This window comes from Archangium lansingense, from assembly GCF_026626635.1.
Taxonomy (GTDB): domain Bacteria; phylum Myxococcota; class Myxococcia; order Myxococcales; family Myxococcaceae; genus Archangium; species Archangium lansingense.
Map to the genome: position 1 here is coordinate 5,920,206 of NZ_JAPNKA010000001.1, position 24,945 is coordinate 5,945,150.

General features: G+C 68.3%; 19 protein-coding genes. 10 read left to right on the forward strand and 9 right to left on the reverse strand.

All coding sequences use genetic code 11. The features are described from left to right. The first annotated feature begins 94 nt into the window (after positions 1-94). The 4 genes from OV287_RS24255 (at position 95) to OV287_RS24270 (ending at position 7,734) form a co-directional block, all read left to right on the forward strand. Positions 95-2,914 (forward strand): cation-translocating P-type ATPase, encoded by a 2,820-nt coding sequence (locus OV287_RS24255; protein WP_267536409.1) that lies wholly within the window; start codon positions 95-97, stop codon positions 2,912-2,914. A gap of 142 nt (positions 2,915-3,056) precedes the next feature. After that, the gene (locus tag OV287_RS24260; protein WP_267536410.1) at positions 3,057-3,521 is read left to right on the forward strand and encodes a response regulator; all 465 of its coding nucleotides are present in this window, start codon (positions 3,057-3,059) and stop codon (positions 3,519-3,521) included. Then, positions 3,518-5,077, forward strand: coding sequence for a sensor histidine kinase (locus tag OV287_RS24265; protein WP_267536411.1), 1,560 nt, complete (start codon positions 3,518-3,520; stop codon positions 5,075-5,077). Before OV287_RS24260 ends, OV287_RS24265 begins: the two co-directional genes overlap by 4 nt. Then, a complete protein-coding gene (locus tag OV287_RS24270; protein ID WP_267536412.1) occupies positions 5,074-7,734 on the forward strand; it encodes an ATP-binding protein in 2,661 nt (886 codons plus the stop codon). The genes OV287_RS24265 and OV287_RS24270 overlap by 4 nt, the downstream gene beginning before the upstream one ends. 6 nt (positions 7,735-7,740) lie before the next feature. On the opposite strand, the gene OV287_RS24275 is transcribed toward OV287_RS24270, so the two are convergent. Then, entirely contained in the window at positions 7,741-8,655 is a 915-nt protein-coding gene (locus OV287_RS24275; RefSeq protein ID WP_267536413.1) for an alpha/beta fold hydrolase, read from the reverse strand. A 126-nt stretch (positions 8,656-8,781) separates the two neighbouring features. Between OV287_RS24275 and OV287_RS24280 the strand changes: the two genes are divergently transcribed. Genes OV287_RS24280 through OV287_RS24290 form a run of 3 tightly spaced genes read left to right on the forward strand, consistent with a single transcriptional unit; the run spans position 8,782 to position 10,312 of the window. Beyond that, positions 8,782-9,321 carry an RNA polymerase sigma factor gene (locus tag OV287_RS24280; RefSeq protein WP_267536414.1) on the forward strand — a complete coding sequence of 180 codons (540 nt, stop codon included), beginning with the start codon at positions 8,782-8,784 and terminating at the stop codon, positions 9,319-9,321. Beyond that, a complete protein-coding gene (locus tag OV287_RS24285) occupies positions 9,321-9,980 on the forward strand; it encodes a DUF1109 domain-containing protein (protein ID WP_267536415.1) in 660 nt (219 codons plus the stop codon). Before OV287_RS24280 ends, OV287_RS24285 begins: the two co-directional genes overlap by 1 nt. Further along, positions 9,977-10,312, forward strand: a complete 336-nt coding sequence (locus OV287_RS24290; RefSeq protein WP_267536416.1) for a Carotenogenesis protein CarS — start codon at positions 9,977-9,979, stop codon at positions 10,310-10,312. The genes OV287_RS24285 and OV287_RS24290 overlap by 4 nt, the downstream gene beginning before the upstream one ends. 12 nt (positions 10,313-10,324) lie before the next feature. On the opposite strand, the gene OV287_RS24295 is transcribed toward OV287_RS24290, so the two are convergent. The 4 genes from OV287_RS24295 to OV287_RS24310 all read right to left on the reverse strand — a co-directional run bounded on the left by OV287_RS24295 (position 10,325) and on the right by OV287_RS24310 (position 13,321). Next, positions 10,325-10,780 carry a putative toxin-antitoxin system toxin component, PIN family gene (locus tag OV287_RS24295; RefSeq protein ID WP_267536417.1) on the reverse strand — a complete coding sequence of 152 codons (456 nt, stop codon included), beginning with the start codon at positions 10,778-10,780 and terminating at the stop codon, positions 10,325-10,327. A gap of 50 nt (positions 10,781-10,830) precedes the next feature. Then, the gene (locus OV287_RS24300; protein WP_267536418.1) at positions 10,831-11,076 is read right to left on the reverse strand and encodes a WD40 repeat domain-containing protein; all 246 of its coding nucleotides are present in this window, start codon (positions 11,074-11,076) and stop codon (positions 10,831-10,833) included. Positions 11,077-11,174: 98 nt separating this feature from the next. After that, the gene (locus tag OV287_RS24305) at positions 11,175-11,690 is read right to left on the reverse strand and encodes a hypothetical protein (RefSeq protein ID WP_267536419.1); all 516 of its coding nucleotides are present in this window, start codon (positions 11,688-11,690) and stop codon (positions 11,175-11,177) included. 38 nt (positions 11,691-11,728) lie between these two features. After that, positions 11,729-13,321: a hypothetical protein gene (locus OV287_RS24310; protein ID WP_267536420.1), complete on the reverse strand. Its 1,593-nt coding sequence runs from the start codon at positions 13,319-13,321 to the stop codon at positions 11,729-11,731. A 340-nt stretch (positions 13,322-13,661) separates the two neighbouring features. Here OV287_RS24310 and OV287_RS24315 point away from each other — a divergent pair, with 340 nt between their 5' ends. After that, positions 13,662-15,677, forward strand: coding sequence for an ELWxxDGT repeat protein (locus OV287_RS24315; RefSeq protein ID WP_267536421.1), 2,016 nt, complete (start codon positions 13,662-13,664; stop codon positions 15,675-15,677). Positions 15,678-15,751: 74 nt separating this feature from the next. On the opposite strand, the gene OV287_RS24320 is transcribed toward OV287_RS24315, so the two are convergent. Then, the gene (locus OV287_RS24320) at positions 15,752-17,323 is read right to left on the reverse strand and encodes a bifunctional metallophosphatase/5'-nucleotidase (protein ID WP_267536422.1); all 1,572 of its coding nucleotides are present in this window, start codon (positions 17,321-17,323) and stop codon (positions 15,752-15,754) included. 226 nt (positions 17,324-17,549) lie between these two features. On the opposite strand from OV287_RS24320, the gene OV287_RS24325 reads away from it, so the two are divergent. Further along, positions 17,550-18,683 carry a hypothetical protein gene (locus OV287_RS24325; RefSeq protein ID WP_267536423.1) on the forward strand — a complete coding sequence of 378 codons (1,134 nt, stop codon included), beginning with the start codon at positions 17,550-17,552 and terminating at the stop codon, positions 18,681-18,683. Here OV287_RS24325 and OV287_RS24330 read toward each other — a convergent pair. The 3 genes from OV287_RS24330 to OV287_RS24340 form a co-directional block, all read right to left on the reverse strand. Continuing rightward, on the reverse strand, positions 18,663-19,943 hold the full coding sequence (locus OV287_RS24330) for a styrene monooxygenase/indole monooxygenase family protein (RefSeq protein WP_267536424.1): 1,281 nt from the start codon (positions 19,941-19,943) through the stop codon (positions 18,663-18,665). The genes OV287_RS24325 and OV287_RS24330 overlap by 21 nt on opposite strands. A gap of 9 nt (positions 19,944-19,952) precedes the next feature. Beyond that, on the reverse strand, positions 19,953-23,033 hold the full coding sequence (locus OV287_RS24335; RefSeq protein WP_267536425.1) for a cyclic nucleotide-binding domain-containing protein: 3,081 nt from the start codon (positions 23,031-23,033) through the stop codon (positions 19,953-19,955). Between the two features lie 84 nt (positions 23,034-23,117). Next, complete coding sequence (locus OV287_RS24340; protein ID WP_373371843.1) at positions 23,118-24,098, reverse strand: PKD domain-containing protein; 981 nt, start codon at positions 24,096-24,098, stop codon at positions 23,118-23,120. Positions 24,099-24,243: 145 nt separating this feature from the next. On the opposite strand from OV287_RS24340, the gene OV287_RS24345 reads away from it, so the two are divergent. Next, positions 24,244-24,936, forward strand: coding sequence for a hypothetical protein (locus OV287_RS24345; RefSeq protein WP_267536427.1), 693 nt, complete (start codon positions 24,244-24,246; stop codon positions 24,934-24,936). Positions 24,937-24,945: the final 9 nt, after the last annotated feature.

Sequence of the window (24,945 nt, forward strand, 5' to 3'; positions counted from 1 at the left end):
AGTTGGGTTTCGGCCGTCTCGAAGCCTCCCTGAGCGCCTTGCTTTTGGCCAGGGAGGGGGGGCGTTCACAGATTGGCCCTGTGAGGAGCGCCTTATGAATCCGAGTAAGCCAGCGTCCCAGTCGGTCTCCCCGCGGCCGCAAGACTCGCCCTGGCACGCCTTGCCGTCCGAGAGGGTGCTCGAGACCCTCCAGACCCACGCTGAGGGGCTCTCTGAGTCCGAGGCCCGTGCTCGACTTGCGCGCCATGGCCCCAACGTGCTTCAGCACGTCTCCGGGGAGAGTCCGCTCAAGCTCCTGTGGCGCCAGGTGAACAGCCCGCTCATCTGGGTCCTGCTCGCGTCGGCCTCCCTGGCCATCGCCCTGGGCAAGTTGACGGATGGCCTCATCGTCCTCGCAGTGGTGGGGCTCAACACCCTGATCGGCTTCTTGCAGGAGTTCCGCGCGGGCAAGGCCATCGAGGCGCTCACGCAGATGGTGCCGGAGAACGCCACCGTCCTGCGCGATGGCCAGAAGCGGACGGCGCCCGCCGCCGAGCTCGTGCCCGGAGACGTGGTGCTGCTCGCCTCGGGCGATAAGGTTCCCGCGGACGTGCGGCTGCTCGCCGCGCGCAACCTCCAGGTGGAAGAAGCCGCGTTGACGGGTGAGTCCCTCCCCTCGGAGAAGCGCATGGGCGCCGTCGACGCGAGCGCGGGCGTGGGAGACCGCACGAACATGGCCTTTGGTGGCACCCACGTCACCTACGGCACAGGCACAGCGGTGGTGGTGGCCACCGGCGGTGCCACCGAGCTCGGCCGCATCTCCCAACTGCTGAGCGAGGCGGTGGACCTGCAGACGCCGCTGACGAAGGCGCTCGCCGTCATCAGCCGCTACCTCACCTACGCCATCCTCGTCATCTCCATCATCCTTTTGGCCGTGGGCCTGTTGCGCGGCTACGAGGTGGCCGAGTCGCTCCTGGCCGCCCTCACGCTGGCGGTGGCCGCCATCCCCGAGGGTCTGCCCGCCATCGTCACCATCGCCCTGGCCATTGGCGTGCAGTACATGGCCGCCCGCCGCGCCATCATCCGCAAGCTGCCCGCCGTGGAGACGCTGGGCAGCACCACCGTCATCTGCTCCGACAAGACGGGCACGCTCACCCGCAACGAGATGACGGTACAGGCGCTGTGGACGCCGGGTGGTGCCTGGTCCCTCTCGGGAGTGGGCTACTCACCCCAGGGCGAGCTGTGCCGCGAGGGGCAGCCTCCAGGCCCTCCGTCCGAGGACGCCCGCGAGTCGCTCGTGGCTGGCGCGCTCTGCAATGACGCCTCGGTCCGTTCCAGGGATGGCTCCTGGGAGCTGACGGGCGATCCCACCGAGGGGGCGCTGCTCGTCGCCGCGGAGAAGGCGGGCCTGAAGGTGGACGAGCTGCGCGAGCGCCATCCCCGTGTGGATGCCATCCCCTTCGAGTCCGAGAATCAGTTCATGGCCACCCTCCACGAGGGCGGGAGGGACGGCCGCTTCATCCTCCTCAAGGGCGCTCCCGAGGTGGTGTTGCGCCGCTGCTCCCTGGGCGAGGGGCTCGACACCGGCAGGGTGCTCGCCGAGGTGGAGCGCCTGGCGTCGCGTGGCATGCGTGTGCTGGCCATGGCGAGCAAGCCCGTCGCGGCCTCGGACGGCTGCCTCCGGTTCGAAGACGTGGAGGGTGGTTTCCGGCTCCTGGGGCTCGAGGGGATGATCGATCCGCCGCGAGAGGAGGCCATCGACGCGGTGAAGCGCTGCCACACGGCGGGCATCACCGTGAAGATGATCACCGGCGATCATGCAAAGACGGCGGAGGTCATTGGCGCGCAGCTCGGCATCCTCGAGGGGGGCCGGGTGGTGACGGGTGCTCAGCTCGCGGAGATGGACGAGGAGCAGCTGCGCGAGGTGGCCACGTCCTCCAACGTGTTCGCCCGCGTGGCGCCTGAGCACAAGCTGCGCCTGGTGCGCGCCCTCCAGAAGGAGGGGCACGTGGTGGCCATGACGGGAGATGGTGTCAACGACGCGCCCGCGCTCAAGCAGGCCAACATCGGCGTGGCCATGGGCATCACCGGCACGGCCGTATCCAAGGAGGCTGCCGACATCATCCTCACGGACGACAACTTCGCCTCCATCGCCGCGGCGGTAGAGGGTGGCCGGCGCGTCTACGACAACCTCATCAAATCGCTCGCCTTTGTGCTGCCCACCAACCTGGGGCTGGCCCTCATCCTCATCGTCGGCGTGGCCTTCTTCCCCATCATGCGGCTCGACGGTGAGGACGTTCCGTTGCTGGCCATGCTTCCCACTCAGTTGTTGTGGATCAACCTGGTAGCCACGGTAGCGCTCGCTCTGCCGCTGGCTTTCGAGGCCCGAGAGCCGGACGTGATGAATCGGCCTCCTCGCCACCCGGATGCGCCCGTGCTCAGTGGTTTCGTGGTGATGCGCACCCTGCTGGTCGCGGTGCTGATGTGTGCTGGCGCCACGGGACTGTTCCTCTGGGAGTACAACGCCGAGCTCGTACGCGTCGGTCACGCGCGGGCGCTCGCCGAGGCGCAGACCATGGCTGTCACCACGGTCATCATGTTTCAGATCTTCTACTTGCTGAACTGCCGTGCCCTGCGCGACTCCATCTTCCGCATTGGCCTCTTCAGCAACCCTGTCGTCTACGCCGGCATTGGGCTGCTGGTGCTGCTGCAACTCGGGTTCATCTACTTGCCCTTCATGCAGGCGGTGTTCGATACCGCGCCGCTGACGCTCGAGGCGCTGGGGTTGTGTGCCCTGGTGGGTGCCGCTGTGGTGCCCGTCATTGGTGTAGAAAAGTGGTGGCGCTCGCGGCGCGCCCGGCGAGACCGAGACAGGGAGCAGGAGCCTCGTGGCCGGTTCGGGTTGCGGATTCCTCGTCGCGCGACAGTGGGGTAGTCACCTGCGAGGTTAAAGAAGCACTTGGTATATAAAGTAATCAAATCGTAGGAGCCCCCTGGGTTGCTTCCCGGGTGGGCCTCTCATCTACTGACTTCACAAGGTCTCCCCCCACCTCGCCCCCCTCTTGCGGCTTCCCCTCATGTCGGCGCTGAAACGCATCCTGCTGGTCGAAGACAGTGAAAACGATGTCACCCTCATCTTGGCCGCTTTCGCCGAGGCTCACCTCGCGGACAAGGTGGTCGTGGCGAACGATGGCCAGGAGGCACTCGACTACCTGTACCGGCAGGGCTCTCACTCTGGACGTCCGGCGGAGAATCCGGCGGTGGTGCTCCTGGATCTGAAGCTGCCGCGGGTGGACGGGTTGCAGGTGCTGGGCAGGATGAAGAGTGATCCAGACCTGAAGCTGGTTCCGGTGGTGATGTTCACCTCGAGCCGTGAGGAGGTGGACCTCGTGCGCTCCTACAGTCTGGGAGCGAATGCCTACGTCATCAAGCCCGTCTCCTTCCTGGAGCTCGAGTCCGCGCTCGAGGGGCTGCGCGTCTTCTGGACCCAGGTGAATGAGCCTCCGCCGGATACGGCGTCCGTCCTGAAGGGGGGCGAATGAGCCTTCCCCATACCGAGGGGTCTCCTCCGGACGTGGGGGACCGGACACGGCCTCCGTTGCGCGTGCTCCTGCTGGAGGATGATCCGCTCGACGCCGAGCTCATCCAGGCGCGGCTGGAGCGGGACGGGCTCAGCGTGGCGCTCTCCCGCGTGGACTCGGATGGCTCCTTCACCCAGGCCCTGGCCGATCACGGCCACGAGCTCATTCTCGCGGACTACAACATCCCGGGATTCGGCGGCACTCGGGCGTTGGAGCTGGCTCGCCACGCCCGGCCGCAGCTCCCGTTCATCTTCGTGTCGGGGGCGCTGGGCGAGGAGCGCGCCATCGAGCTGATGAAGCTGGGCGCCACCGACTATGTCCTCAAGGGGCGCCTGGAGCGCCTGGTTCCGAGTGTCCAGCGTGCCCTGCGGGAGGCTCGCGAGAGCGCCGAGCGCCTGCAGGCCGAGCAGCGCCTGCGTGAGAGCGAGGAGCGCTACCGGCTGGCCATGCGGGCCACCCGGGACTCGCTCTGGGACTGGGATGTGAGGGCGGGCCGGATCACCCGGAACGATGGCCTCAGGGAGCAGTTCGGCTACAGCGTGCGCGAGCTGGATGTCGCCGGGGAGTGGTGGCTCAAGGCCGTCCACCCGGAGGATCTCGGGCGGGTGCTACACGGCCTCCAGACCGCCGTCCAATCTCCCGGAGTGGACCGGTGGGAGGACGAATACCGCCTGCGCCGCAAGGACGGGAGCTATGCCACGGTGTCGGACCACGGCTTCGTCGTCCGGGACGAGCACGGCCGGGCCACCCGGATGGTGGGGGCCACGCAGGACGTGACGGAGCGCCGGGCCGCCGAGGCCGAGGCGCGTCAACATGCCGAGTTCGCCCAGCAGCTCATCGGCATCGTGTCCCATGATCTGCGCAACCCCCTGGGGGCCATCTCCCTGAGCGCCTCGGGGCTCATGAACCACGCGGGCCTGGACGAGCGCAACGCCTTCTATGCTCGCCTCATCTTCACCAGTGCGGAGCGTGCCACCCGCATGGTGCGCGACCTGCTCGACTTCACCCGGGCGCGCCTCGGCGGTGGCATCCCGCTGCAGCGCAGGGCCGTGGATTTGTACGCGCTCGTCCGGCAGGTGCTGCAGGAGGTGGGGCTGAACCACTCTGGGCGGGAGATTCGCGAGCACTACCAGGACGCGGGCAGGGGCCTATGGGACGCGGACCGGCTGGCGCAGGTGTTGAGCAACCTGGTGAGCAATGCCCTTCAGTACTCTCCCAATGAGGGGCACGTCACGGTCTCGGTGGTGGGCGAGGCGGAGGCCGTATGGCTCAAGGTTCACAACATCGGCGACCCCATCCCTGACGGGCTGCTCGGCCGCCTCTTCGAGCCCTTGCAGCGTGGCGAGGAGTCCCCCGACAACTCCCGTCGCAGCATCGGGTTGGGCCTCTACATCGTGGATCAGATCGTCCGGGCTCATGGTGGCACCGTGGGCGTGCGCTCCTCCTCGGAAGAGGGCACCACTTTCCAGATTCACCTGCCGCGAATGCCTCCCTCTGTTCCAGGACGTGAAGGATGAAGACCCCCCAGTTCTTCTCCGACGTGAGCCACGAGCTGCGCACTCACCTGGCGCTCATCTTGGGGCCCGCGGAGGCCCTGCTCGCGCACGGGCACAACCTCACCGGAGTCCAGCGGCGGGACTTGGACGTCATGCGCCGCAACGCCCTCCTCCTGCTCAGGCACATCGATGATCTGCTCGATATTGCCCGGATGGACGTGGGGCGCATGAAGTTGGCGTATGCCGAGGTGGAGCTGGCGTCGCTGGTGCGCGAGGTAGCCCGGCACTTCGAGCCCCTGGCGAGTCAGCGGCACATCTCCTTCGTCGTGGACGCGCCCGTGCTCCTCTCCATCGAGGTGGATGTGGAGAAGCTGGAGCGGGTGGTGCTCCACCTGCTGTCCCATGCCTTCAAGTCCACCCCGGATGGTGGATCCATCCGCGTGGTGGTGGGCGGAAAGCCCGGAGAGCGGGCGCGGTTGGAGGTGGAGGGCACGGGATCCGAGCGCACGCGTGGCGTCGAGGGCAGGGAGCTTGGCCTGTCCCTCGTGCGGGACTTCATCGAGCTGCACGGTGGGCAAGTCCAGGTGACGGAGGTGCCGAGCGGCGGCGCGCTCTTCCAGGTGGAGTTGCCATGCCAGGCTCCCGAGGGGACGCAGGTGACACGGCATGCTCCGGAGGAGGAGTGGGGGCTCGAGGCGGGTCTGGCGCTGCGCAGCACCTTGGAGGAGCTCACCCCCCCTGCACCGGAGCGAGTCCACGAGGCGGTGGCGGCCCAGGCGGATGGCGCGGATGACACTTCGCGCCCCTCCGTGCTGGTGGTGAAGGACAACGCGGATCTCCACCGCTTCATGGTGGAGGCGCTCCAGGACGATTACCGCGTCATCTCGGCCTTCAATGGCCAGGAGGCGCTGGAGAAGGCTCGCTCGCTCCGGCCGGATCTCATCCTCACCGGCATCCAGCTCCCGCACCTGAGCGGTGATGCCTTGGTGACCGCGCTGCGCCAGGAGGAGTCGCTCGAGCGGGTGCCCATCGTGGTGTTGTCCACCCGAGATGACGAGGCGCTCAAGCTGAAGCTGCTGCGCGAGGGGGCCCAGGACTATCTGGTGAAGCCCTTCTCCGCCGAAGAGGTGCGGGTACGCGTGCGCAACCTCCTCCAGCTCAAGCACGTCCGGGAGGAGCTGGAGCGGCGCAACCTCGAGCTGGAGCGGCTCTGGGGGCGGGAGGAGGCGCACTACCGGGCCATTCTCGATGCGTCTCCGGCCGTCATCTACGTCAAGGACGTTCAGGGCCGCTACCTGCTGGTCAACAATGCCTTCGAGGCCTTCCTGCGCCGCAATCGCGAGGACATTCTCGGCAGGACGGATGAGCAGCTCTACATTCCGGAGCTTGCCGCGGTGTTCCGCCGAAATGACGTGGAAGTGCTGCGCCGTAGGGTTCCCATGGAGATGGAGGAGCTGGCGCCCCACGTGGACGGGCTGCACAACTACTGGTCCGTCAAGTTCCCGCTCCTGGACACGTCGGGCCGGCCCTACGCCCTGGGCGGCATCTCCACCGACATCACCCTCCAGAAGCGTGCGGAGGAGGAGCGTGATCGCTTCTTCCAACTGGCGCCGGACATGTTCTGCATCGCGGGCCTGGATGCCTACTTCAAGCGCGTCAACCCAGCCTTCACGCGCGTGCTGGGCTGGAGCGAGGAGGAACTGCTCGCCCGACCCTTTCTGGACCTCATCCACCCGGAGGACCGGGAGCGGACGAACCACGAGCTGGCGGAGATCGGGCAGGGCGCGCATGCCCTCCAATTCGAGAACCGTTACCAGTGCAAGAACGGCACCTGGCGATGGCTGTCCTGGACGACCGCTCCCGCGACTCCCGAGGGCATGATCTACGCCGCCGCGCGTGACATCACCGTGCAGCGCGAGGTGCAGGAGGCGGTGCACCAGCTCAACCACCAGTTGGAAAAGCGTGTGAGCGAGCGGACCCGGCAGCTCGAGGAGGCCAACCGGGAGCTCGAGTCCTTCAGCTACACGGTGAGCCATGATCTGCGCGCGCCCCTGCGCCACATCACCGGTTTCGTCGAGCTCCTCGAGCGTCATGCCCGCGGTAGCCTGGATGCCAAGGCCCAGGGCTACGTGCGAACCATCGCCTCGTCGGCGCAGCGGGGTGGTCAGCTCGTGGACGATCTGCTCGCCTTCAGCCGCATGGGCCGGGTGGAGATGCGCCAGTCGCGCATTGAGCTGGAGCCTCTGGTGGCGGAGGTGTGGGAGGAGCTCGCGCCAGAGCGCGAGGGCCGTCAGGTTGTCCTGCAGATGGGGCCGATGCCGGAGGCTCGGGGAGATCCCGCCATGCTGCGGCTCGTCTTCAAGAACCTGCTCGGCAACGCGGTGAAGTACACGCGCCCGAGACCGGAGGCCCGGGTGGAGATAGCGGCCGAGCAGGGTGAAGGCGGCCTCGTCGTCCACGTGAAGGACAACGGCGTGGGCTTCGACATGGCGTACGAGGACAAGCTGTTTGGCGTCTTCCAGCGGCTACACCGGGCCAGCGAGTTCGAGGGCACCGGTATTGGCCTGGCTCACGTGAGGCGCATCATCACGCGCCACGGGGGCCGCACCTGGGCGGTAGGAACCGTGGGGCAGGGGGCCACCTTCTCCTTCTCCCTGCCGGCGGCTCCCTCCGCCTGAGCTGTCTCAGCCGCGGTGCTGGCCGAGCCACTCCACCAGGAGCCGGTTGACCTCGGCCGGCTTCTCCTGGTGCAGGAAGTGCCCCGCGCCCTGGATGCGCTCGGTGCGCAGGCCCTTCGGGAAGCTCTCCGGCTTCACCCGATCGAACAGATGCGTGCCGACGCAGCCGTCCCTGGCTCCGGTGAGCGCGAGCGTGGGCACGAGCACGGGTTTGAAGAGCAGCTTCTGGGTGCGCCAGTTCGCCGGGCTGTAGAACCTGTAGAAGTCGCGGTAGTAGCCGAGGGCCGCGCGGGCCACGCCGGGTTGCCGGAACGTCCGCTTGAGCGCCTCCATCTCCTCGGCGGGCCACTGCCAACCGGGGGACCAGTCGCGCCAGAGCTTCTCGATGAACTGGAAGTCGTTCCAGCGCACCACGGCGTCCGACACGCCCCGGAGCTGGAAGAACAAGCTGTACCAGGAGTTGCGGAGCTGCTCCCGGTCCGTGAGCAGGCCCGACATGGCGTCCGGGGTGTAGGGCACCGCCAGCGTGGCCAGTGAGTGGAAGCGCTCGGGCGCCATCGCCGTGACGGCGAAGCCGATCAGCGCGCCCCAGTCGTGTCCCACGAGATGCACCTTGCGCACGCCCAACTGCTCCATCCACCCGAGCACGTCCTCCGCGAGCGAGGCGAGGTGGTAGTTTCTCCCGCGCGGTTGTGACGAGGGCTCGTAGCCGCGGAGCGTCGGGACGATGACGCGGTAGCCGGCCTCGGCCAGCACCGGCATCTGCTCGCGGAAGGAGCGGGCGTGGTCGGGGAAGCCGTGGAGGCAGAAGACGACCTCCGGTCCCTCTCCCATCTCCATGGCGGAGAACTTCAGCTCGTTGGCGCGAAGGGTCAGCCCCTTCAGCGCGGGGCCCTGCTCGGCCTTGCGCAGCGTTTCCATGTATCCCCCCGGGGATGCTTCAAGTTGTGACGCGACATGTCATGCCCTGATAGCAAGGGGCCTGGCAACCGCTTTCTTTCAAGGCGCGGAAACGTTTTTTGGGGTGGTTCGTACGTGAGTCAGGAGATGCGGAGTCCCACGGACGAAGAGCTCATGGAACGGTTCTGTGACGGTGACCAGGAGGCATTCGAGGCGCTTTTCGCCCGGCATGCCGGCCGCGTGCAGGGATACCTGGCGCGGATGGTGCGGGATGGACCGCTCGCAGAGGACCTGCTGCAGACGACTTTCCTGTCCGTCATCCGGGCGAGAGGCCGGTACGAGTTGGGTACCCGCTTCGCTCCCTGGCTGCTGACGATCGCAGCGAATGCGGCGCGGGATGCCCTGCGCCGTCGTCAGCATGCCGAGGCGATGTCGCAGGAGCGAGATGCCTCGCCCTCGTCGGTGGCCCCGGGCGTAGGTGATCCCGGGATGCGTCGGCGCATTGAGGACGCGCTGCAACAGCTTCCCCCGGATCAGCGCGAGGCGGTCATCCTCAGCAAGGTCGAGGGGTGGTCGTTCGAGGAGATTGCCTCGATGCGAGGCATCAGCGTGGGCGCGGCCCGGGTCCGGGCGCACCGTGGTTACGAGAAGCTCCGGCAACTGCTGGACGGACTGGAGGGCGCCTGATGCGGCCGTCCATTGAGCTATTGCTCGCGGAGGAGTTCCGGACCGATGGCGCGGTGCTCGAGCGGACGCTGTCCGTCGCTCGCGAGGAGCTGGCGCGCAAGCGTCCGGTGCGGCGCTGGCGGACGCAGGCGGCGTGGCTGTTCGTGGCGTCGGCGGGACTGACGGCCGCGGTGGCCGGAGTGCTGCTCGTGCTGGGGCAGACGTCCGGTGGCGTTCTGCTCGGCCGTGCCCCCATCCTGGCGTTGTTGTGGACCACCAGCGCGGTGTGCGCTTGGGGCGCCCTCTCTCCGCGCGGGCGGAAGCTCGAACCCTGGGGCGTGATGCTGGCCATGGCCAGTGCAGCGGCGCTCGTCTTCGGGCGGGGCTCGCTCGCGGCGGCGCCGTCCTTGCCGGATTGGGTCTGCACGGCCAGTCATGTCGGGGTGGGGCTCGTCCCGCTGGTGGTGGCGGTCGCCGTCCTGCGAGGCGCTGCCTTCCGCCCCCTGCGAGCCCTCCTGGCCGGCCTGGCCGTGGGCTCAACGGGTGCCTTCGTGGGAGAGCTCGCGTGCACCCAGGGCTGGCGGCACGTCTTGGTCTATCACCTGTCCGCCTGGGCGATCGCCGCCGTCGCGACGCTCGTCATCTCCAAGTCCCTCAAGCCCCGGTCCTTCGCACCATGATTCAGGATTCTTCTCTCATCGTGTTCGAGGACGTGGAAGGCGCTCCCGTGCGCATCGGCGAGACGGTGAAGCTCGTCAGCACGTCAGCGGATGGTTCCATGAACCGGCGGTTCCTCGGTCAGACGGGCGTCGTGGAGGCGCTGGTGTTCGATGACCCGGACCTCCAGTTCCCGCATGATCCGCTCATCCAGGTGCGCGTCGGCGACCTTGGCGAGGACCTGTTCTTCCCGGAGGAGCTCGAGCTGGCACCGGAGTGGGCAAGGCGCCAGATCGCCGAGCTGCGGCAGTCGGTACGGGACGCCGAGCGGCGCGGTGTGGAGCGGATGACCTGAAGCGGAGTCCGCTCAACGCTGTCGCAGCCGCTCGGCGAGCTGCCGCGGCTTGAGGATGTCGAACGGAACATCCTTGCGTCCGGCAAGCGCGAGCACCCGCTTGTCCTTGCTTACCAGCCAGGTGGCTCCCACGCGCGCGGCGAGGACGAGGAACTTCTGGTCATCCCGATCCCTGCAGCGGGGTAGGGGAGGTGGCGGCATTCCCAGGTCCTCGGGGGCCACACGCACGAGGCTTCGGTAGCGGGCTTGGGTTGCGTGCTGAGCCGCCTCGTCCAGCGCGAAGGAGGGATAGGCGAGGACGAGCTGCAGCTCCGTCAGGGTGGACTCATCCGCCCAGGCGGTGACCTCTCTGGCCGTCAGCGCGGAGACCAGCGGCTGGACGGCGGGGTCCTCGAACACCAGCATGTCCAGGACCACGTTGGTGTCGAGGACCAGTGGCAGCGGCTCTGAGGGGGAAGCGTTGGACATGGTCTAATGCCAGGTGACTCCGGGCGCGGGTTCGTCGCCCGTGACGGTTTTCATCCAGGAGCGCAGCGCGTCCGCGTCCGAGGGGAGCTCGTCCAGCCAGAGCCGCACGGTGCCGTCCCCACCTGTCCAGTGTGACCGCGCAGCGTCCGGACCTCCTCGGTGGCCAGGTCCCACAGCCATACCATCTTGTCGAGGCTCGCCGCCGCCAGCCGCGTCCCGTCGGGCGAGAAGGCGATGTCGCGGATCTGCCCATGGGGGACGGCCAGTCTACGGCATGAGGCCGCCGTCGGATCCAACGGGTCAGGATGCGCCTGCTTCCCTGCCTGCTGAGACGAGCGGGGCGAGCCACCGGCCGGGAGGAACCGGCCGGGGCTCTGGAGAAGACATACTCTGCCTACTGCGGATCGACGGGCATCACCTTGATGCGCTCGCCATTGGCGCCCTCGGTCTTGGTGGCGTTGGAGGAGCGCTGGGCGTTCGTGGGGGTGCCGATCGCGAAGCTGGCGACGCGCGACTGATGGGCGCCCTTGAAGTCGCCGGACACGGAGACGACCAGGTGGGAGCGGCCGGAGCCCCGCGTGAAGGCGACGTCATAGCTGGCGGTCGCGTTTGACGGGAAGTCGACGCCGTCGGCGAGCGTCGGCTGGCTGGTGACCACCAGGCCATCCAGTCCGCGCACGCTCACCCGGACGCCGGTGGCCGGGGTATCGAAGCGCAGGGTGACGCGGGCGGAGGCGTCCTGCATCTCGGCATTCACCACCACGGGGGCCTGCATCTTGCCGTGCACGACCTGCTCCGAGGCGGTGGACGAGGTGGTCGAGCTGGGGGTGGACTTCGTCGAGGAAGAGCAGGCCGCCAGGGCCAGCAGCGCGAAGAAGCCCGGGAGGGCTGCGAAGGTCATGCGGTTCATGTGTGCTCCTGAATTCATGGGTGAAGGGGAGGACCCTGTCACGGGCTCGTGATGGAGACGGAGGCGGAGTAGCTGACCCTGGGCTCCTCGTAGCCGGTCAACACCAGGACGTAGAGCGCGTTGGTCTGGGTGGCGACGCTGAAGGACTCGGTGCCGGTGATGAAACTGTCCGCGTAGCCCACGACCTGGCCCTGCTTGTAGAGCGCGATCCCCACGTCGTACGCGGAGTTCGCCGAGACAGTGACCTGGGAGCCCTTGCCCGTGAACACGAAGTACTGGTTCTGTGCCCGCTTGTTGGACTCGTAGTCACCATCGAGCGTGCCCGTGGTGCTGTACGGGAGCGAGCTGACGCCGACGTAGATGCCAGACATTTTCGAGTCCCCCTCGCCCCAGACCGAGGTGATGGGGCCCATGCTGTAACGGGCGAGCAGGGTGTCCACCGAGGCGTTGCTCACGACCTTCATCTCCTTGAGCGCGGTGATGAACGAGGCGATGGTCGTCATCGAAGGCGTCGTCTTCTGCAGACCCACCAGGGCGTCGTAGATGGGGCCGAGGCCGAGTGCGACCTGGTCGTACGACTCGTTCGTGCCGGAGTCGTAGAGGTCGTAGAGGAGCCGGTGCACGCTCGTCTCGGAGAACACCCCGGGCTCCGGATCATCGGTGTCCAGCGGCTCGGTCTCGGCATCGAAGCCGAAGGAGGTCAGCCCGTCGGGACCCCAGTGTGTGTCCACGTACAGGGACTCGGGCAGGAGGATGGCCGCGATGCCGTTTCCGTAGCCCTCGCCAAAGGCGATGCGCGGGTCGAGGATGTCGCCGCGGCCGTGAGGACCTCCGGGGCTGTCCGAGCGCGACAGGTTGTTCTCGAAGTAGTGACCCCACTCGTGGACGATGACGTGGCTGTCGAACTCGTCGGTGTCCGCGCCCTCCTTGCCGAGGATGTAGATCTCATTCTCCGACGGCGAGAAGTGCGAGGTGCTGATGAAGCCAGCGGCCTTGTCGCCACCCTGGGGAACGTTGTCCGGGCTCCAGTTCACCTTGAGGGCGGGGAAGGTGACGGTGCGGACCGCCATGAAGGCCCGGGCGGCGGTGTACATGGAGTCGAGGATGGCGAACGGGGCCGCCACACGGTGACTGGCCTCGTAGGCGTTTCCCGTCCAGCCGTGGCTGGCGTGCACGTTCAGGGTCGTGCTGGTGCTGGTGATGCTGCTGCCCATCGCCCAGATCGAGTTCGAGTCCGTGTTGTCCTCGACCTGGATCTGCGGACTGCTCGTCTTCGCGAGCACATCGAGCGAGAGCTCTCCGGTGGCGGCGGGCGTGTAGGTGAGCTGGTAGTTGCCCTGCTCGGTGGTGTTCGTGGTTGCGAGGATTCTCGAGCCCTGCCGCACCTGTACGACCGCGTTGCGCACGGGCCGCTTGGTGGCCTGGTTGAAGGCGAGCGTCCCCGAGTCCGTCAGGGACGAGTAGGTCGCCGGGACGAAGTCGTAGGTCACCTGACCGGTGAGGGTCTTCGGGGTTCCGCCGCCGCCGTCATCGTCGTCGTCACCTCCACCGGGGCACCCTGTCGCCAGGGCGAGGAGCGCACCGAGTGTCAGTGCGCGCCCGAAGAGGTGTGACAATGTCCTGCTGAACATGTGCATGCTGTTTCCCCCGCTGCCTCTCATGGCAACCAGACTGGGCCTGGGTCCCCTGTCTTGGTGTCAGGAATGAGACGGACGTGTTGGACCTTGGGGCGTACCATCGTCCCGCGCTGGTGTGCAAGCCGGGCCAGGACTGGCAGGACGTCGGGACGTCGCCCAAGTGAGCCAAAGACAAGCATCTCTGCCACTTGACTGTCCTCGGACTCGCGCCCTTGGAAAGTGAGCTGTGCAGTACAGAAACCGGTCCTCGCCCTGGAGCACGAGTTGTCGCTCGGGTGCGAGTGCACAGAGTACGGCCCCCCTCTCATTCGATCCTCAGACAGGAAGGTGGATTATGCGTCGGTACTGGACCGGTGTGTCTTCATTGCTATGCCTCAGCGCCCTGGCCACGGGTGGCGTCCCGTTCACGGCCGCCGCGCTGGACTCTTCTCCGGGAGAGTCCGCCACCTGTCGCGCCGTCACCCTGGTCAAGGGAATCGCCGCAGGAGGCGCCAGCTCCTTCCCGGACTATGACCTTCAGGCGCCCACCGTCCTGGGCAGGACGGCCTTCTTCGCCGCGAACGACGGAGTCAGCGGTCTGGAGTTGTGGAAGAGCCGTGGCGGAGAGACAGACACGGAGCGCGTGGCGGATGTCTTCCCGGGCTCGATGGGCTCGGAGCCGCGGTCGCTGACGGTGGTCGGCAATTCGCTCTTCTTCACCGCGAAGGGCGAGAGCCAGGGCCGCGAGTTGTGGAAGACGGATGGGACGGCCGAGGGCACCGTGCTCGTCAAGGACATCCGTTCTGGCCCCGAGGACTCGGGCGTCACTTCGCTGATGGCGCTGGGTGGCACGCTGTTCTTCGTTGCCGATGACGGCGTCCACGGCCCCGAGCTGTGGAAGAGCGATGGCACGCCGGATGGCACGGTGCTGGTCGAGGATCTCGTCCCCGGCCCCCAGGGGGCGGGGATTACCTCGCTGGCCGTGCTGAGGGACGCAATCTACTTCGCGGCCGATGGTGGGCCCCACGATGCCGAGCTGTGGAAGAGCGATGGTACGGAGGCGGGCACCGAGCGCGTCGCGACCGTCCGGGTCATCGAGAGCGATCCTGCCGAGCAGGTCCTCCACGGCCTGACGGTGGCGGGCGACACGCTCTACTTCTTCGCCGGTTCGTCCTTTGCGACGCAGTGGGACCTGTGGAAGAGCGACGGCTCGGGTCCGGGGACGGTCCGGGTCCGGAGCCTGGGCCGGAGCGCCGCCGACTATGAAGCGGGCCCCGTGTCACTGACGTCCGTGGGCGGACAGATCTTCTTCGTGTCGGGGGCGGGTGGCTCGCTGTGGCGGAGTGATGGCACCGCCGAGGGCACGAGCATCATCAAGCAGTCGAGCGACGCCCGCTTCCTGACGAACCTGAACGGCCAGCTCCTCTTCACCGCCTGGGATGACGCGAGCGGCTTCGAGCTGTGGCGGAGTGATGGCACGGTGGCTGGCACGGTCGTGGTCGAGGACATCCGTCCCGGACGCGACAGCTCGGCGCCCTTCTGGCTGACCGTGGTGGATGGCAAGGTGGTGTTCAGCGCGCAGACCGAGGAGGCGGGTCGCGAGCTCTGGATCTCCGATGGCACCCGCGAGGGGACGGCGCTGCTCCATGACATCGTTCCCGGACCTGGTTCCTCGGAGCCCAGCCGGCTGACCGTTGTCGGTCCGCGCGTCTTCTTCGTCACCGACGATGGAACCAGCGGCGCTGAGCCGTGGGTGCTCAACGACTGCACCCCGCCGGAGCTCTCCTGCCCGGCTGAGATGCTCGTGGAGGCCCGGGGTCCGATGGGGGCGCCGGTGACCTATGGGCTCGCTACGGCGAGCGACAACAAGCCCGGGAGCCCGACCGTCAGCTACAACAAGGCCTCCGGCACCGACTTCCCGCTCGGCAATACCTCGGTTGTCGCCACCGCGACCGACGAGTCCGGCAACGTGTCCTCCTGCTCGTTCCAGGTGAAGGTCCGCGACTCCACGGCGCCCCGGCTCACCTGCCCGCGCAACATGGAGGTCTGGAGGAAGTTCCGGTACGGCGCGCCGGTGAACTACGTGGCCGACGCCGCCGACGCGGTCTCCAAGCCGGCCATCAGCTACGAGCCCGCGCCCGGCAGTGACTTCATTGTCGGCACCACCCAGGTTCGCGTCACCGCCACCGATGCGGCCGGCAACACGTCGCGTTGCTCGTTCGATGTGAAGGTGCGGCGGGAGTACGACCCCCAGACGAACAGTGGCTGCGGCTGCGGCGCGGCCTCTCCCGGGGTGCTCTCTGGCTGGGCGCTCCTGACGGCCGTGTCGATGCTGGCCAGGCGCCGCCGCAGGTCCTCCGGGAAGGAGTAGGGAAGGGTGAAACACGAGGGCCCGGTACCCTCGCGAGGAGGAGACCGGGCCCCGTGGCTGCCGCGGACGGCGGACTACTTGATCTGCTTGTCCAGCGGCTTGGCCTCGGAGGTGCCCTGCTCCTTGGTCCAGTCGATGACGGGCGTCTGCCACGACATGCCCGTCTCGCCCGGCTCGGTGTCCAGCTTCTCGAACTCGAAGCCATCACCGCCGAAGTAGAGGTACTCGACCGTCGCGACCTTGTACTCCTTCTTCGCATCCAGCGGCTTGCCCTTGGCGTCCTTGAACTTGCCCTTCCCGGCGGACGTGAAGCCCGAGTACACCGCCTCCGGGTTGGCGAGCTGCTTCGCCAGGTCCGCGCCCTTCACCTCGACCACCATCAGCGAGTTCTCGAAGGGGAGCACCGAGTACACGCTGCCCTTGGTCACCTTGCCCGCGGGCAGGCCCTCGCGGAAGCCCTTGCGGTTGAGCACCACCGCGTCCGTGTCCAGCTGCTGCCGGATGGCGGTCGTCACCCAGCTGGCCAGCTGCTTGGAGTCCTTCTCGAGCGCCTTCTTCGTGAAGCCGATCTCCTCGCCCAGGGCCTGATCCAGCTTGGCCTTGTAGTCGGAGATCATCTTCGCGGTGTCGGCGTCCGCGGCCGGCGCACCCTCGCCGCCCGTCACGTCCACCGTCGTGAGCTCCACGCCCGTGACCTGCTCACCCTCGGGCTTGGAGGCATCGTAGGTGTAGGCCGCACGCAGGTACTTGTCGAAGCCACGGCCCAGCGACACGTAGGTGGTGTTGCCCTCCTTCGTGTTCACCGGCTGCGGGCAGCGGCCACCGGCCACCAGCGACACCTTCCACTCGGGGTGCTTGCTCACCACCGCCTGCAGATCGCTCGGGCACGCGTCGGCCAGCACCACCACGGTGTCGGCCCCGGCCTTCTGGGCCTCGCCTACCGCGCTCGTCAGCGCCTCCTCGTCGGGGAGGACCTCGAGGCCCTCGGCGCGCCCGGCCATGGCCGTGGACACCGTCTTGGGCGACGTCAGACCCACCACGCCGATCTTCAGGCCCTGGCGATCGAACACCTTGAAGCCCGGCAGATCCCAGTCCTTGGCCAGCGCGGCGTCCTTCACCTTCAGGTTGGCCGCCAGGAAGGGGAAGCCGCTCGTCCTCAGGTTCTTCTGGAACTGCTCGCGGCCGTAGTCCAGCTCGTGGTTGCCCAGAGCGGAGGCAGCGAAGCCCATGTGGCCCATCACCGCCGACGTCGTCTCCCCGTAGAAGAAGGAGGAGATGGCCGGTCCATTCCATGCGTCGCCGATGGTCAGCGCCAGCGTGGAGGCGTCCTTACAGGCCGCCTGGCCATCCTTCACCTGGCCAGGACAGTGCTTCTCCTTGGCGGCCCACCAGCCGAGCAGCTCTGCCGCGCCGATGGTCGGCTTCTCCCCCTCCGCGGGGGTGGTCGGCACGAGCTGACCATTGGGGCTGCCGGTGACGAGCACCGTCACCGTGGTGGGCTTGGGGGCAGGCAGGGTGGTGGGCGCCGGGGCCTGCGGGGCCGGCGTGGGCGGGGTTTCCTGTGCGGAATTCTTCTCGCAGCCGGTGAGCGCACCCACGAGGGCGATGGTCACCACCGCCGGCTTGATAACGGACTCTCGATGCATGAGGGCTCCGAATTCGTTGTCGATACGACCGCGCGAATACCACACCTCCCCCCCGGGGTCCCCAAAAAGGGCACCCCCTCTTTCCAAGGCGCGTCGTGGTAGCGTCCCGGGCGTGCTGAACCGTGAGAAGGACACTCCGCCTCCCGAGACGGTGCGGGGCGGGGGGACCCCCACGCCTGAACCCGTCACGGACCGCGATCAGAGGCTCTGGCAGGTATGGGGGGAAGTGCGTCGTGGCGCCGGACACTTCTACCAACGGAGTGTTCCGCTGCCAGTGAACCGGCTGGCCCAGTTCGTCCACGGTCTCTGCTTGCCGTTCCACCTGGTGCGGACGCTGTGGGAGGACCGGCGGCTGCGGCGGCGCCACCTGGCGGTGAGCCTGCTTCAAGCGGTCGTCATTCTCGGGCTGGCGGTGCTGCTCACGGACTCGGGCACGGGGGTTGTGGAGACGGTCGGGCCCGAGGAGTGGATGGTGCAGCAGCAGGAGGAGGCCGAGGCCCGGGGGGAGCGGGAGCGCGAGCTCGAGGAGGTGGCGGAAGGCGCGGGCAAGCTCGCCGGGATGGCGGGCTCGGATGGGGAGAAGGTGCGGGTCGCGGTGGAGCAGGCCCTGAAGGAGGCCCATAAAGCCGAGGAGCTCCAGCGCGCGGCGAGGGAGACCGCGGGCAAGGAGCTCGAGCACCCGGAGAAGAAGCGCAGCTTTCACCCGATGGTGTACCTGGTGGCGCTGCTGTCCTCACTGCAGCTCGCCCAGTGGATCGTCATCGCCCTGTCGCGCGACTTCCACACGGAGCTCTCGCGCGAGGTGAGTCTGCGCTCCGGGGTGGCGCCGGAGGACGAGCCGATCACCCCGCGCGTACGGCTCAACGTTCCATGGGTGCGCAGCAAGATGAGGCGCCGCTGGCGGGCCCTGGTGGTGTTTGCGTGCGGGGTGCCTGTGCTCTGGCTCTTCACGCGGTTCCTTCCCTGGAGGGACAGCATCCTCGCCACACTGATGTCGCTCTGGGGTGCCTGGTGGTTCGTGGTCTTCACCGCCGGGAAGAGCGCCCTGGCTTGGAACGAGCAGGCTCCGCGCGAGCCCTGGTTCCTGCGCGGCTGGAATGAGCTCACCCGGCGCTGGGCGATGTTCGGCGTCTACAGCTCCATGTGGACGAAGCACACGCGCGAGGTGTTCTCCCCGGTCGCCAGCGTGGAGCGGAGGCCCTGGGGTTTGATGGGGCTCGCGGTGGTGCGGGCGCTCGCGGCGCTCCCGCTGGTGAAGTGCTTCCTGCGCCCCGTCATCCCCGTGGCCGCCGCCCATCTGCTCGCGGCCGATGCGCCCGCCAGTCTGCTCAAGGACAGCTCAGTTCCCGGCGACGCCTGACGCAGGATTCCAGAGCCGCTCCAGGAGCTCCGCTGGGACTCCCTTGGAGTGGAGGAACTCGCGGGTAGTGGCAGGGTTTACGAACCAGGGGAAAAGAGCCCGTGGATCGTACAGGCCATCGATCAGCGCCGTGGCGACAGCGGGCACGTGGTGTGCCGAGACCAGGACCGCCTGCTGGTGAGGGGCTGGGGGCATGAGCAGGCCCGCCGTCACGCCCATCGCGTACTGACCATACACCTGCCAGAAGTCATCGAAGGTCCGCTGCATCCACTCCGCGGTGAAGGGCTGCCCGGCGTGTTCCCGGATGCGGGTCCGGTAGAAGTCCGCCATGTGGGTCGCGTTGTTGCCGCCCTGCGCGGCCAGCGGATCATGCAGCATGATGGCATCGCCCAGGCCGAGCACTGCCTTGCCAGAGGGCAACCGGCCCACCGGGTGGCGGACGGTGGGCGTGAGGGTGCCGCGAAGCCAGCACTGCTCACTGGGGAGCTCCGCGTCCTGCAAGTCCTCGAGCTGTCCGGGGAGCAGGCCGCGCAGGTTCTGCTGGACCTCCTTCAGCAGCTCGCGGCCCGGCAGCGCACGCGGGAGATAGTCGAGCGGTCCGCCTGGGATGCCCTCGATGAGGAGGAAGCGGCCCTTGATGTTCTCCCGGCCATAGAACGGCGTGATGACCACCTCGCCCAGGCCGGGCAGGATCCGGATGGTCCCGCTGCGGAGCTCGGGCCGGAAGTTCTTCACGTGGAAGCCGGTGATGTGGCGCTGAGGTCTGTCGAAGGGGCTCCGCTCGGCATCTCGCGAGAACAGGGTGGAGATTGAACCCTTGCCGGTGGCGACGAGCACGAGGTCGAAGCCAGCCACGTGCCTGTCGAGCTCATCCTGGTTCGCCAGGGGGACGATGCGAATGGACGCTCCGCGGCGCTCCAGCTCTTTCATCCACCGGGAGTTCTTCAGCCGCTGATCGACGCTCCGATGCGGCCGCGGTACGGGAGGGGCAATGTGCAGCCCGACGCTGCCATCCGGGTTGATCAGCTCGAGGACGGCGCCTTCCCCTCGCGTCATCACGTCTTCCCAGAAGGTGAGCCCCAGCGCGGCTTCCTTCTTCACCGCGTCCTCGAAGAGCCCCATGCCCGAGGGAAGCTGTCCATTCAGGATGGCGTCGGCGGTCTGGTCGGAGAACAGCGTGACTGCGTGCCCATCCTCGAGCAGGCCGAAGCCCAGGAAGAGCCCTGCTTGCCCCGCGCCAACGATCGCGATGTTCGCCATGCCGCGATCCTAGCCCGTCAAGGGTCGCTTCTGCTCCTCCGGGGCCGGGGCTTGTTCATCCTTCGGCAGTGGCACCAGGTGCGCCCCGCTCAGCGGCTGATCCGACGCGTTGATGACGGCACGCAGTTGCTGGGTCACCGCGCGGAAGAAGCCCGTCAGCAGCTCGGGACGGTCCGCGAGGAGATCGAGGAAGTCACGCCGGTCGATGACCAGCACCCGTGTGTCCTCCACCGCGATGGCGTCCGTAGGGCGGGGCGCGCCGTCCAGCAGGCTCAGGTCGCCGAAGGTCTCCTTGGCACGCATTCGCAGCACGTGCTCGCCGTTGCTGCGGGCGTCCACCACACCCTCGATGATGACGTAGAGCGCGTCTCCCGGATCCCCCTGGCTGAAGACACGCTCGCCTGCGCGGAAGCGGGCCTCGCGGGCAATCGCCGCCACCGCCGCCACGTCGTCCACGTCGCTCTGCGAGAAGACGTGCACCTCCTCGAGGAGGAACAGCTTCTGCACCGTCGCCTGGCTCATGTCTCCCTCTTGCGATGGTGGCAGATCCATGCCGATCCGCCCCGCCACGTAACGCGCGCACGCGCGCAGCACCACATCCTCACTGCGGCACAGCCACGCCAGGTGCGCCTCGAGCTGGCCCGTCGTGCCCGGAGGCAGATCCCGGTGGTGCAACTCCACCTGCTCGCGCACCAGCGCCCGGTCCTCCTCGTTCGTCAGCGTCTCCAGCAGCTCCAGCGCGTACGCCCGCCGCCGCGCGTCCTGGCCCGCCACTTGCTGGTGCACGCGACGCATCACGTGGGGCGGGTGCAGCAGGCCCAGCAGGAAGAAGGACAGCTCCAGCGCCTGATCCAGGCGATCCCCCACCACGCGGGTGAGCAGCGCATGGTCTCCCAGCTCCGCACGCAGGTCGCGGTAGGGCTCCACCAGGGCGCGGTACACGTCACGCCGCCGACCCAGCGCCTCGCGGACCCGGTCCTCGTCCACCGGGTGCTCAGGGTGCTCATCGCGCAGGCGCGACAGCTCGGCGCCGATGCGGAAGTGCAGCCGGGCATCGTCGCGCACGTTGGAGAAGAGCAGGGCGTGTAGCGACCCTGGCGTGCCGATGAGGCGCAGCACTCGGGGCACCTGCAGCCGCATGGGCAGCGGCGCGGCCAGGTCGTTGAGCGTCGCCTCCAGCAGGGGCGTCACCTCATCCCCCAATGCGGCCAGCGCCTCGCGGGCCTCGCGCCGCTCCTCGCGCCAGGTGAGGAAGGTGAGCAGCTTCGGCGCCAGCTTCACGTAGCCGCCCTCGCCCACGGAGCGCAGCGCGACACGTCGCACCGAGCTGTCCGGGTCGTTCAGGTACGGCGTCACCATGGGCGTGTAGCTCGTGTCCTTCAGCCGCCCGAACAGCCGCGCCACCTCGCGGCGATCCGACACCGGCGCCTGCGCGCCCCGGGCCGCCATCGCCCCCAACGACACCTGCGCCGCCGCGCGCCACTTCGTGCTCAGCAGCGCCCCCACGGCCGCGCAGCGCAGCCCCACGTCCGTGCTCTGCAGCAGCGGGGGCAGCAGCACTTCCGCCCGTTCCGGCGCCAGCTTCGCCAACGCCCCTACCGCGCTGTCCCTCGGACGCCGGGCGCCCTGGGTCACCAGTTGCTCGAGCAGAGGCGCCGTCTCGGTGGCTCCCAGCTCCAATGCCAGGGCCACGGCGCGCTCCTGCACCCGCTCGTGCGTGTGGTGCAGCAGCACGGGCAGGTGGGGCCGCAGCGGCAGTCCCTCCTCCTCCATCAAGTCCAACGCGTGCAGCACCCGGTCCGGCGCGCTCGAGCCCAGCGCCTCCACCAGCAGCTTGCGATCCTCGCGGCCCAGTTCCTCGTCGTCCTCTCGCTGGGCGCCCACCTGCTCACCCAGTGCCTCCACGTAGGCGGGCCGCAGGCGCAGCAGCAGCACGCCGAGCAGTCCGCACAGGCCCATCACCGCCAGCGCCATGGTGACGCCGTTGGCCGCGCGGCCCGCGCCGATCAGCAGCACGCCCGCCAGTATGGTGCCGCCCTTGCGCAGCAGCCCGTCCACCGCGCCGCGCAGCGCCTCGCGCTCCTCGTCCGGCACCGCCGCGTACAGGAGCTGCACGCCCACCGGCAGCAGCGAGTAATTGACCGCGTTCTCCAGCAGCCGGAGCAGGTGCACCGGCCACAGCTCCTTTGTCAGCAGCGAGGCCACCGCCAGCGGCGCCATCGCTCCGGGCAGCAGCGCCAGGTAGCTCATCAACCCCATCCGCTTGAGGAGCCGCTCGGCCAGCAGCAGCTGGAAGAGCACGCACACCAGGCCGATCCACAGCTGCAGCGAGCCGAAGAGTGCCGCCAGCCCGTCCTCGCTGAGCGTGTTCTCCACGCGCAGGCGGAAGAGGTAGTCCACGAAGGAAGACAGCACCGCGAAGCTCACGCCCAGCGCCGCCAGCACCCGGGCATAGCTGCTGGTGGACAGGTACTCCCAGGCCGCTACCGACGGGGCCATGTGACGGAGGCGCATGGGCTGAGGCGCCTCGCTGTGGTGGAAGTGGAAGGCCACTCCCGCGGCGTAGAGCGACAGCGCGCCGCTCACGACGATGGAGGCGGTGCCAAGCCGCTCGGCGAGTCCCTGCACCAGCAGGCCGCCCAGCATGCCTCCCGCCATGCCCACCCCGTTGAGGGCGGTGAAGGCTCGCCGAGCCTCGCGCGCGTCGAAGGCCGACGCCATCCTCCCCCAGAAGCGCAGGGAGATGATCGTGGTGAAGGCGTCCACGAAGAGGTACAGCACCAGCGCTGGAATCCTCTGGCCCATGGACACGCCGGCCGCCAGTCCCAGCACCACCAGCCCGCCCGCTCCAGTGAGCACGCTGAGCGACTCGCTGCGGGCACCAGGCTCCCGGCGCGGCAGCAGCGTCAGTGTGGCCACGAGCAACGCGCCCACCAGGTACAGGTAGGGCATCGTGTGCGACTCGAAGCGCGACAAGACGAGTGCGTTGGCAGCCGTCTTGAGCTGCGTTACGCCGGCGATGAGGGCGAACTGGAATGTCGCCGCGGGCCACAGGCGGTGGCCCCAGGACTGCGACTCTTGGGCTGCCACGGGCAGCCCATTCTATCTGTCGAAAACCGGATTATCCAGAACGAAGCACAGGTGTCCGTGAGGCGAGGAGCAGGCAGGCGGGCGTCAGTCGTCCGCCGCGCCGCCGAGAATCCAGGAGCGGATGCGCACCAGCTCGCCCGGGTGGGCATCGAAGTGGTCTGGATTGTTGCGCGGCATACGGTTGCCACAGGCCGTCCCGGACACCTTCATCACGAGCCCGGAGGACTCGGGGTCACCAGGCGCCACCCGCATGAGGTCCGAGCACGCCCGGGTCAGCATCGGCGCCCCGACGAGCGCCACATGGCTGCTGCCCGGTGCCAGGTCCAATCCGCCACTCCGGCCGTGACATCCGGTGCACAGCGAGTCCCAGAGCACCTGGATGTCCTGGGCGTAGCGGGGCACGTGCACCGGCACCGTTACCATCCCGCGCACGGGAGCGTTATGGCCGTCGGACACGAGCACCTCGAAGGTGAAGGCCGTCTCGGCGCCGACTGGTGCGGAGAACCAGGTGACGGTCGCCCCCTCCGGCCCCGAGACGAACGTGCCCTGGGGCTCGGTTCCCAGCTGGCGCCAGAGGTACGTGAGGGCATCTCCATCCGCATCCTCCGCCAGCGCCGAGAGCGTGAGGGTGTCTCCGGCCCTCGCCGGCCCGGGAGAAACGACGGGCCCCTCGGAGAGCACTGGCGCGCGGTTGTGCCGCCGCTGCGGGGGTTGGACCGTTACCTGGACCTCGGCCTGCGCGGTGCCTCCGTTCTTGTCCGTCACCGTCACCCGCAGCGTGAAGATCGTTGTCTCCTTCACCACCGGCGCCAGCCAGGTAGGCGTGGGCGAGGTGGCCTCGCTGAACGTCCCAGCGGGTGATTCAGGGAATTGCCGCCAGGTGTAGGTGAGTGCCCCCCCGGCGGGATCCACCGCCTGGATGGAAAGCTTCACCGGGAGTGGTCCCTTGACCTGACCGGGTAGGGCAGCGGGGCCCCTGAGGATGACGGGCGCATCACATGCACAAATGAGCACACAGATCAGCAGGAGCCGCGTGAATGCACGCTTGCCAACGGAAGACTGCATGGCTCTCCCCCCTCCGGCGTACTGTCTCGCCGCAGCCACTGAAAGCTAGTCAGTGATGGCCAGCGTGCATGAGGTGAACTCATGGTTGCCTGCCGCCCCGCGTCTGTTTGAGTATGTGACGCGTTGGTCCTACGCTGGGGGCATCATGATTACCGCCGTACTTCTTGCCCTTCTCTGTTCGGCTCCCGATGCCACAGGTGCGGCGCTGCCGCCCGAGGCGCTGGGTGCTCCTCCTCAGGCGGACGAGTCGCCGACGGCCTGGGCTTGCACCGTGGAGACCCTGCGGGCAGGCCGCGAGTGCATCTTCGAGGCCGAGGTGTCGTCCTCCACGGATTTGCAGGCCCAGTCCGCGAGCAACATTCGTTCGCTCAAGGACATTGGCCACACGCTGTGTGTGCAGGCCGCGAAGCCGCCCTCGGGAGTGGCGGCGGACAAGAGCCTGGTGGCGCAGTGCGAGCGCAAGTTCGCCGAGGCCGCGGAGGATGTGTGTGGCCTGGAAGGCAAGGCGCCCATCATCGACGGTAAGGGCCGCTTCGCGCCGGCCGCGCGGGCCTGCTACCGCCAGCTGTCCCAGGTGCTGCAGGACACCGCGATGATGGCGACGGTGGCCTCGGCGTGCTGCCAGTGCGCCGAGAAGCGCGGCTGCCCGGGGACGGGGGAGCGCTGCCACGAGAACGTATCCCGCCAGGAGGTGGGCCCCGCCGTGCTCGCGTGCCTGGCCAACCAGTGCGGCGAGGCGTGCTCCCTGGTGATGCCGGCCTCGCAGACGACGTCCCGGGACATCCGGCCCGCGAAGCAGCAGGCCCGGCGCTCGTCCCAGGTCTCGGGGTCGCTGTAGTGGCAATCG

Coding starts and splice junctions, on each gene's coding strand:
- OV287_RS24255 (WP_267536409.1), top strand. CDS start 95: ATGAATCCGAGTAAGCCAGCGTCCCAGTCGGTCTCCCCGCGGCCGCAA.
- OV287_RS24260 (WP_267536410.1), top strand. CDS start 3,057: ATGTCGGCGCTGAAACGCATCCTGCTGGTCGAAGACAGTGAAAACGAT.
- OV287_RS24265 (WP_267536411.1), top strand. CDS start 3,518: ATGAGCCTTCCCCATACCGAGGGGTCTCCTCCGGACGTGGGGGACCGG.
- OV287_RS24270 (WP_267536412.1), top strand. CDS start 5,074: ATGAAGACCCCCCAGTTCTTCTCCGACGTGAGCCACGAGCTGCGCACT.
- OV287_RS24275 (WP_267536413.1), bottom strand. CDS start 8,655: ATGGAAACGCTGCGCAAGGCCGAGCAGGGCCCCGCGCTGAAGGGGCTG.
- OV287_RS24280 (WP_267536414.1), top strand. CDS start 8,782: ATGCGGAGTCCCACGGACGAAGAGCTCATGGAACGGTTCTGTGACGGT.
- OV287_RS24285 (WP_267536415.1), top strand. CDS start 9,321: ATGCGGCCGTCCATTGAGCTATTGCTCGCGGAGGAGTTCCGGACCGAT.
- OV287_RS24290 (WP_267536416.1), top strand. CDS start 9,977: ATGATTCAGGATTCTTCTCTCATCGTGTTCGAGGACGTGGAAGGCGCT.
- OV287_RS24295 (WP_267536417.1), bottom strand. CDS start 10,780: ATGTCCAACGCTTCCCCCTCAGAGCCGCTGCCACTGGTCCTCGACACC.
- OV287_RS24305 (WP_267536419.1), bottom strand. CDS start 11,690: ATGAACCGCATGACCTTCGCAGCCCTCCCGGGCTTCTTCGCGCTGCTG.
- OV287_RS24310 (WP_267536420.1), bottom strand. CDS start 13,321: ATGTTCAGCAGGACATTGTCACACCTCTTCGGGCGCGCACTGACACTC.
- OV287_RS24315 (WP_267536421.1), top strand. CDS start 13,662: ATGCGTCGGTACTGGACCGGTGTGTCTTCATTGCTATGCCTCAGCGCC.
- OV287_RS24320 (WP_267536422.1), bottom strand. CDS start 17,323: ATGCATCGAGAGTCCGTTATCAAGCCGGCGGTGGTGACCATCGCCCTC.
- OV287_RS24330 (WP_267536424.1), bottom strand. CDS start 19,943: ATGGCGAACATCGCGATCGTTGGCGCGGGGCAAGCAGGGCTCTTCCTG.
- OV287_RS24340 (WP_373371843.1), bottom strand. CDS start 24,098: ATGCAGTCTTCCGTTGGCAAGCGTGCATTCACGCGGCTCCTGCTGATC.
- OV287_RS24345 (WP_267536427.1), top strand. CDS start 24,244: ATGATTACCGCCGTACTTCTTGCCCTTCTCTGTTCGGCTCCCGATGCC.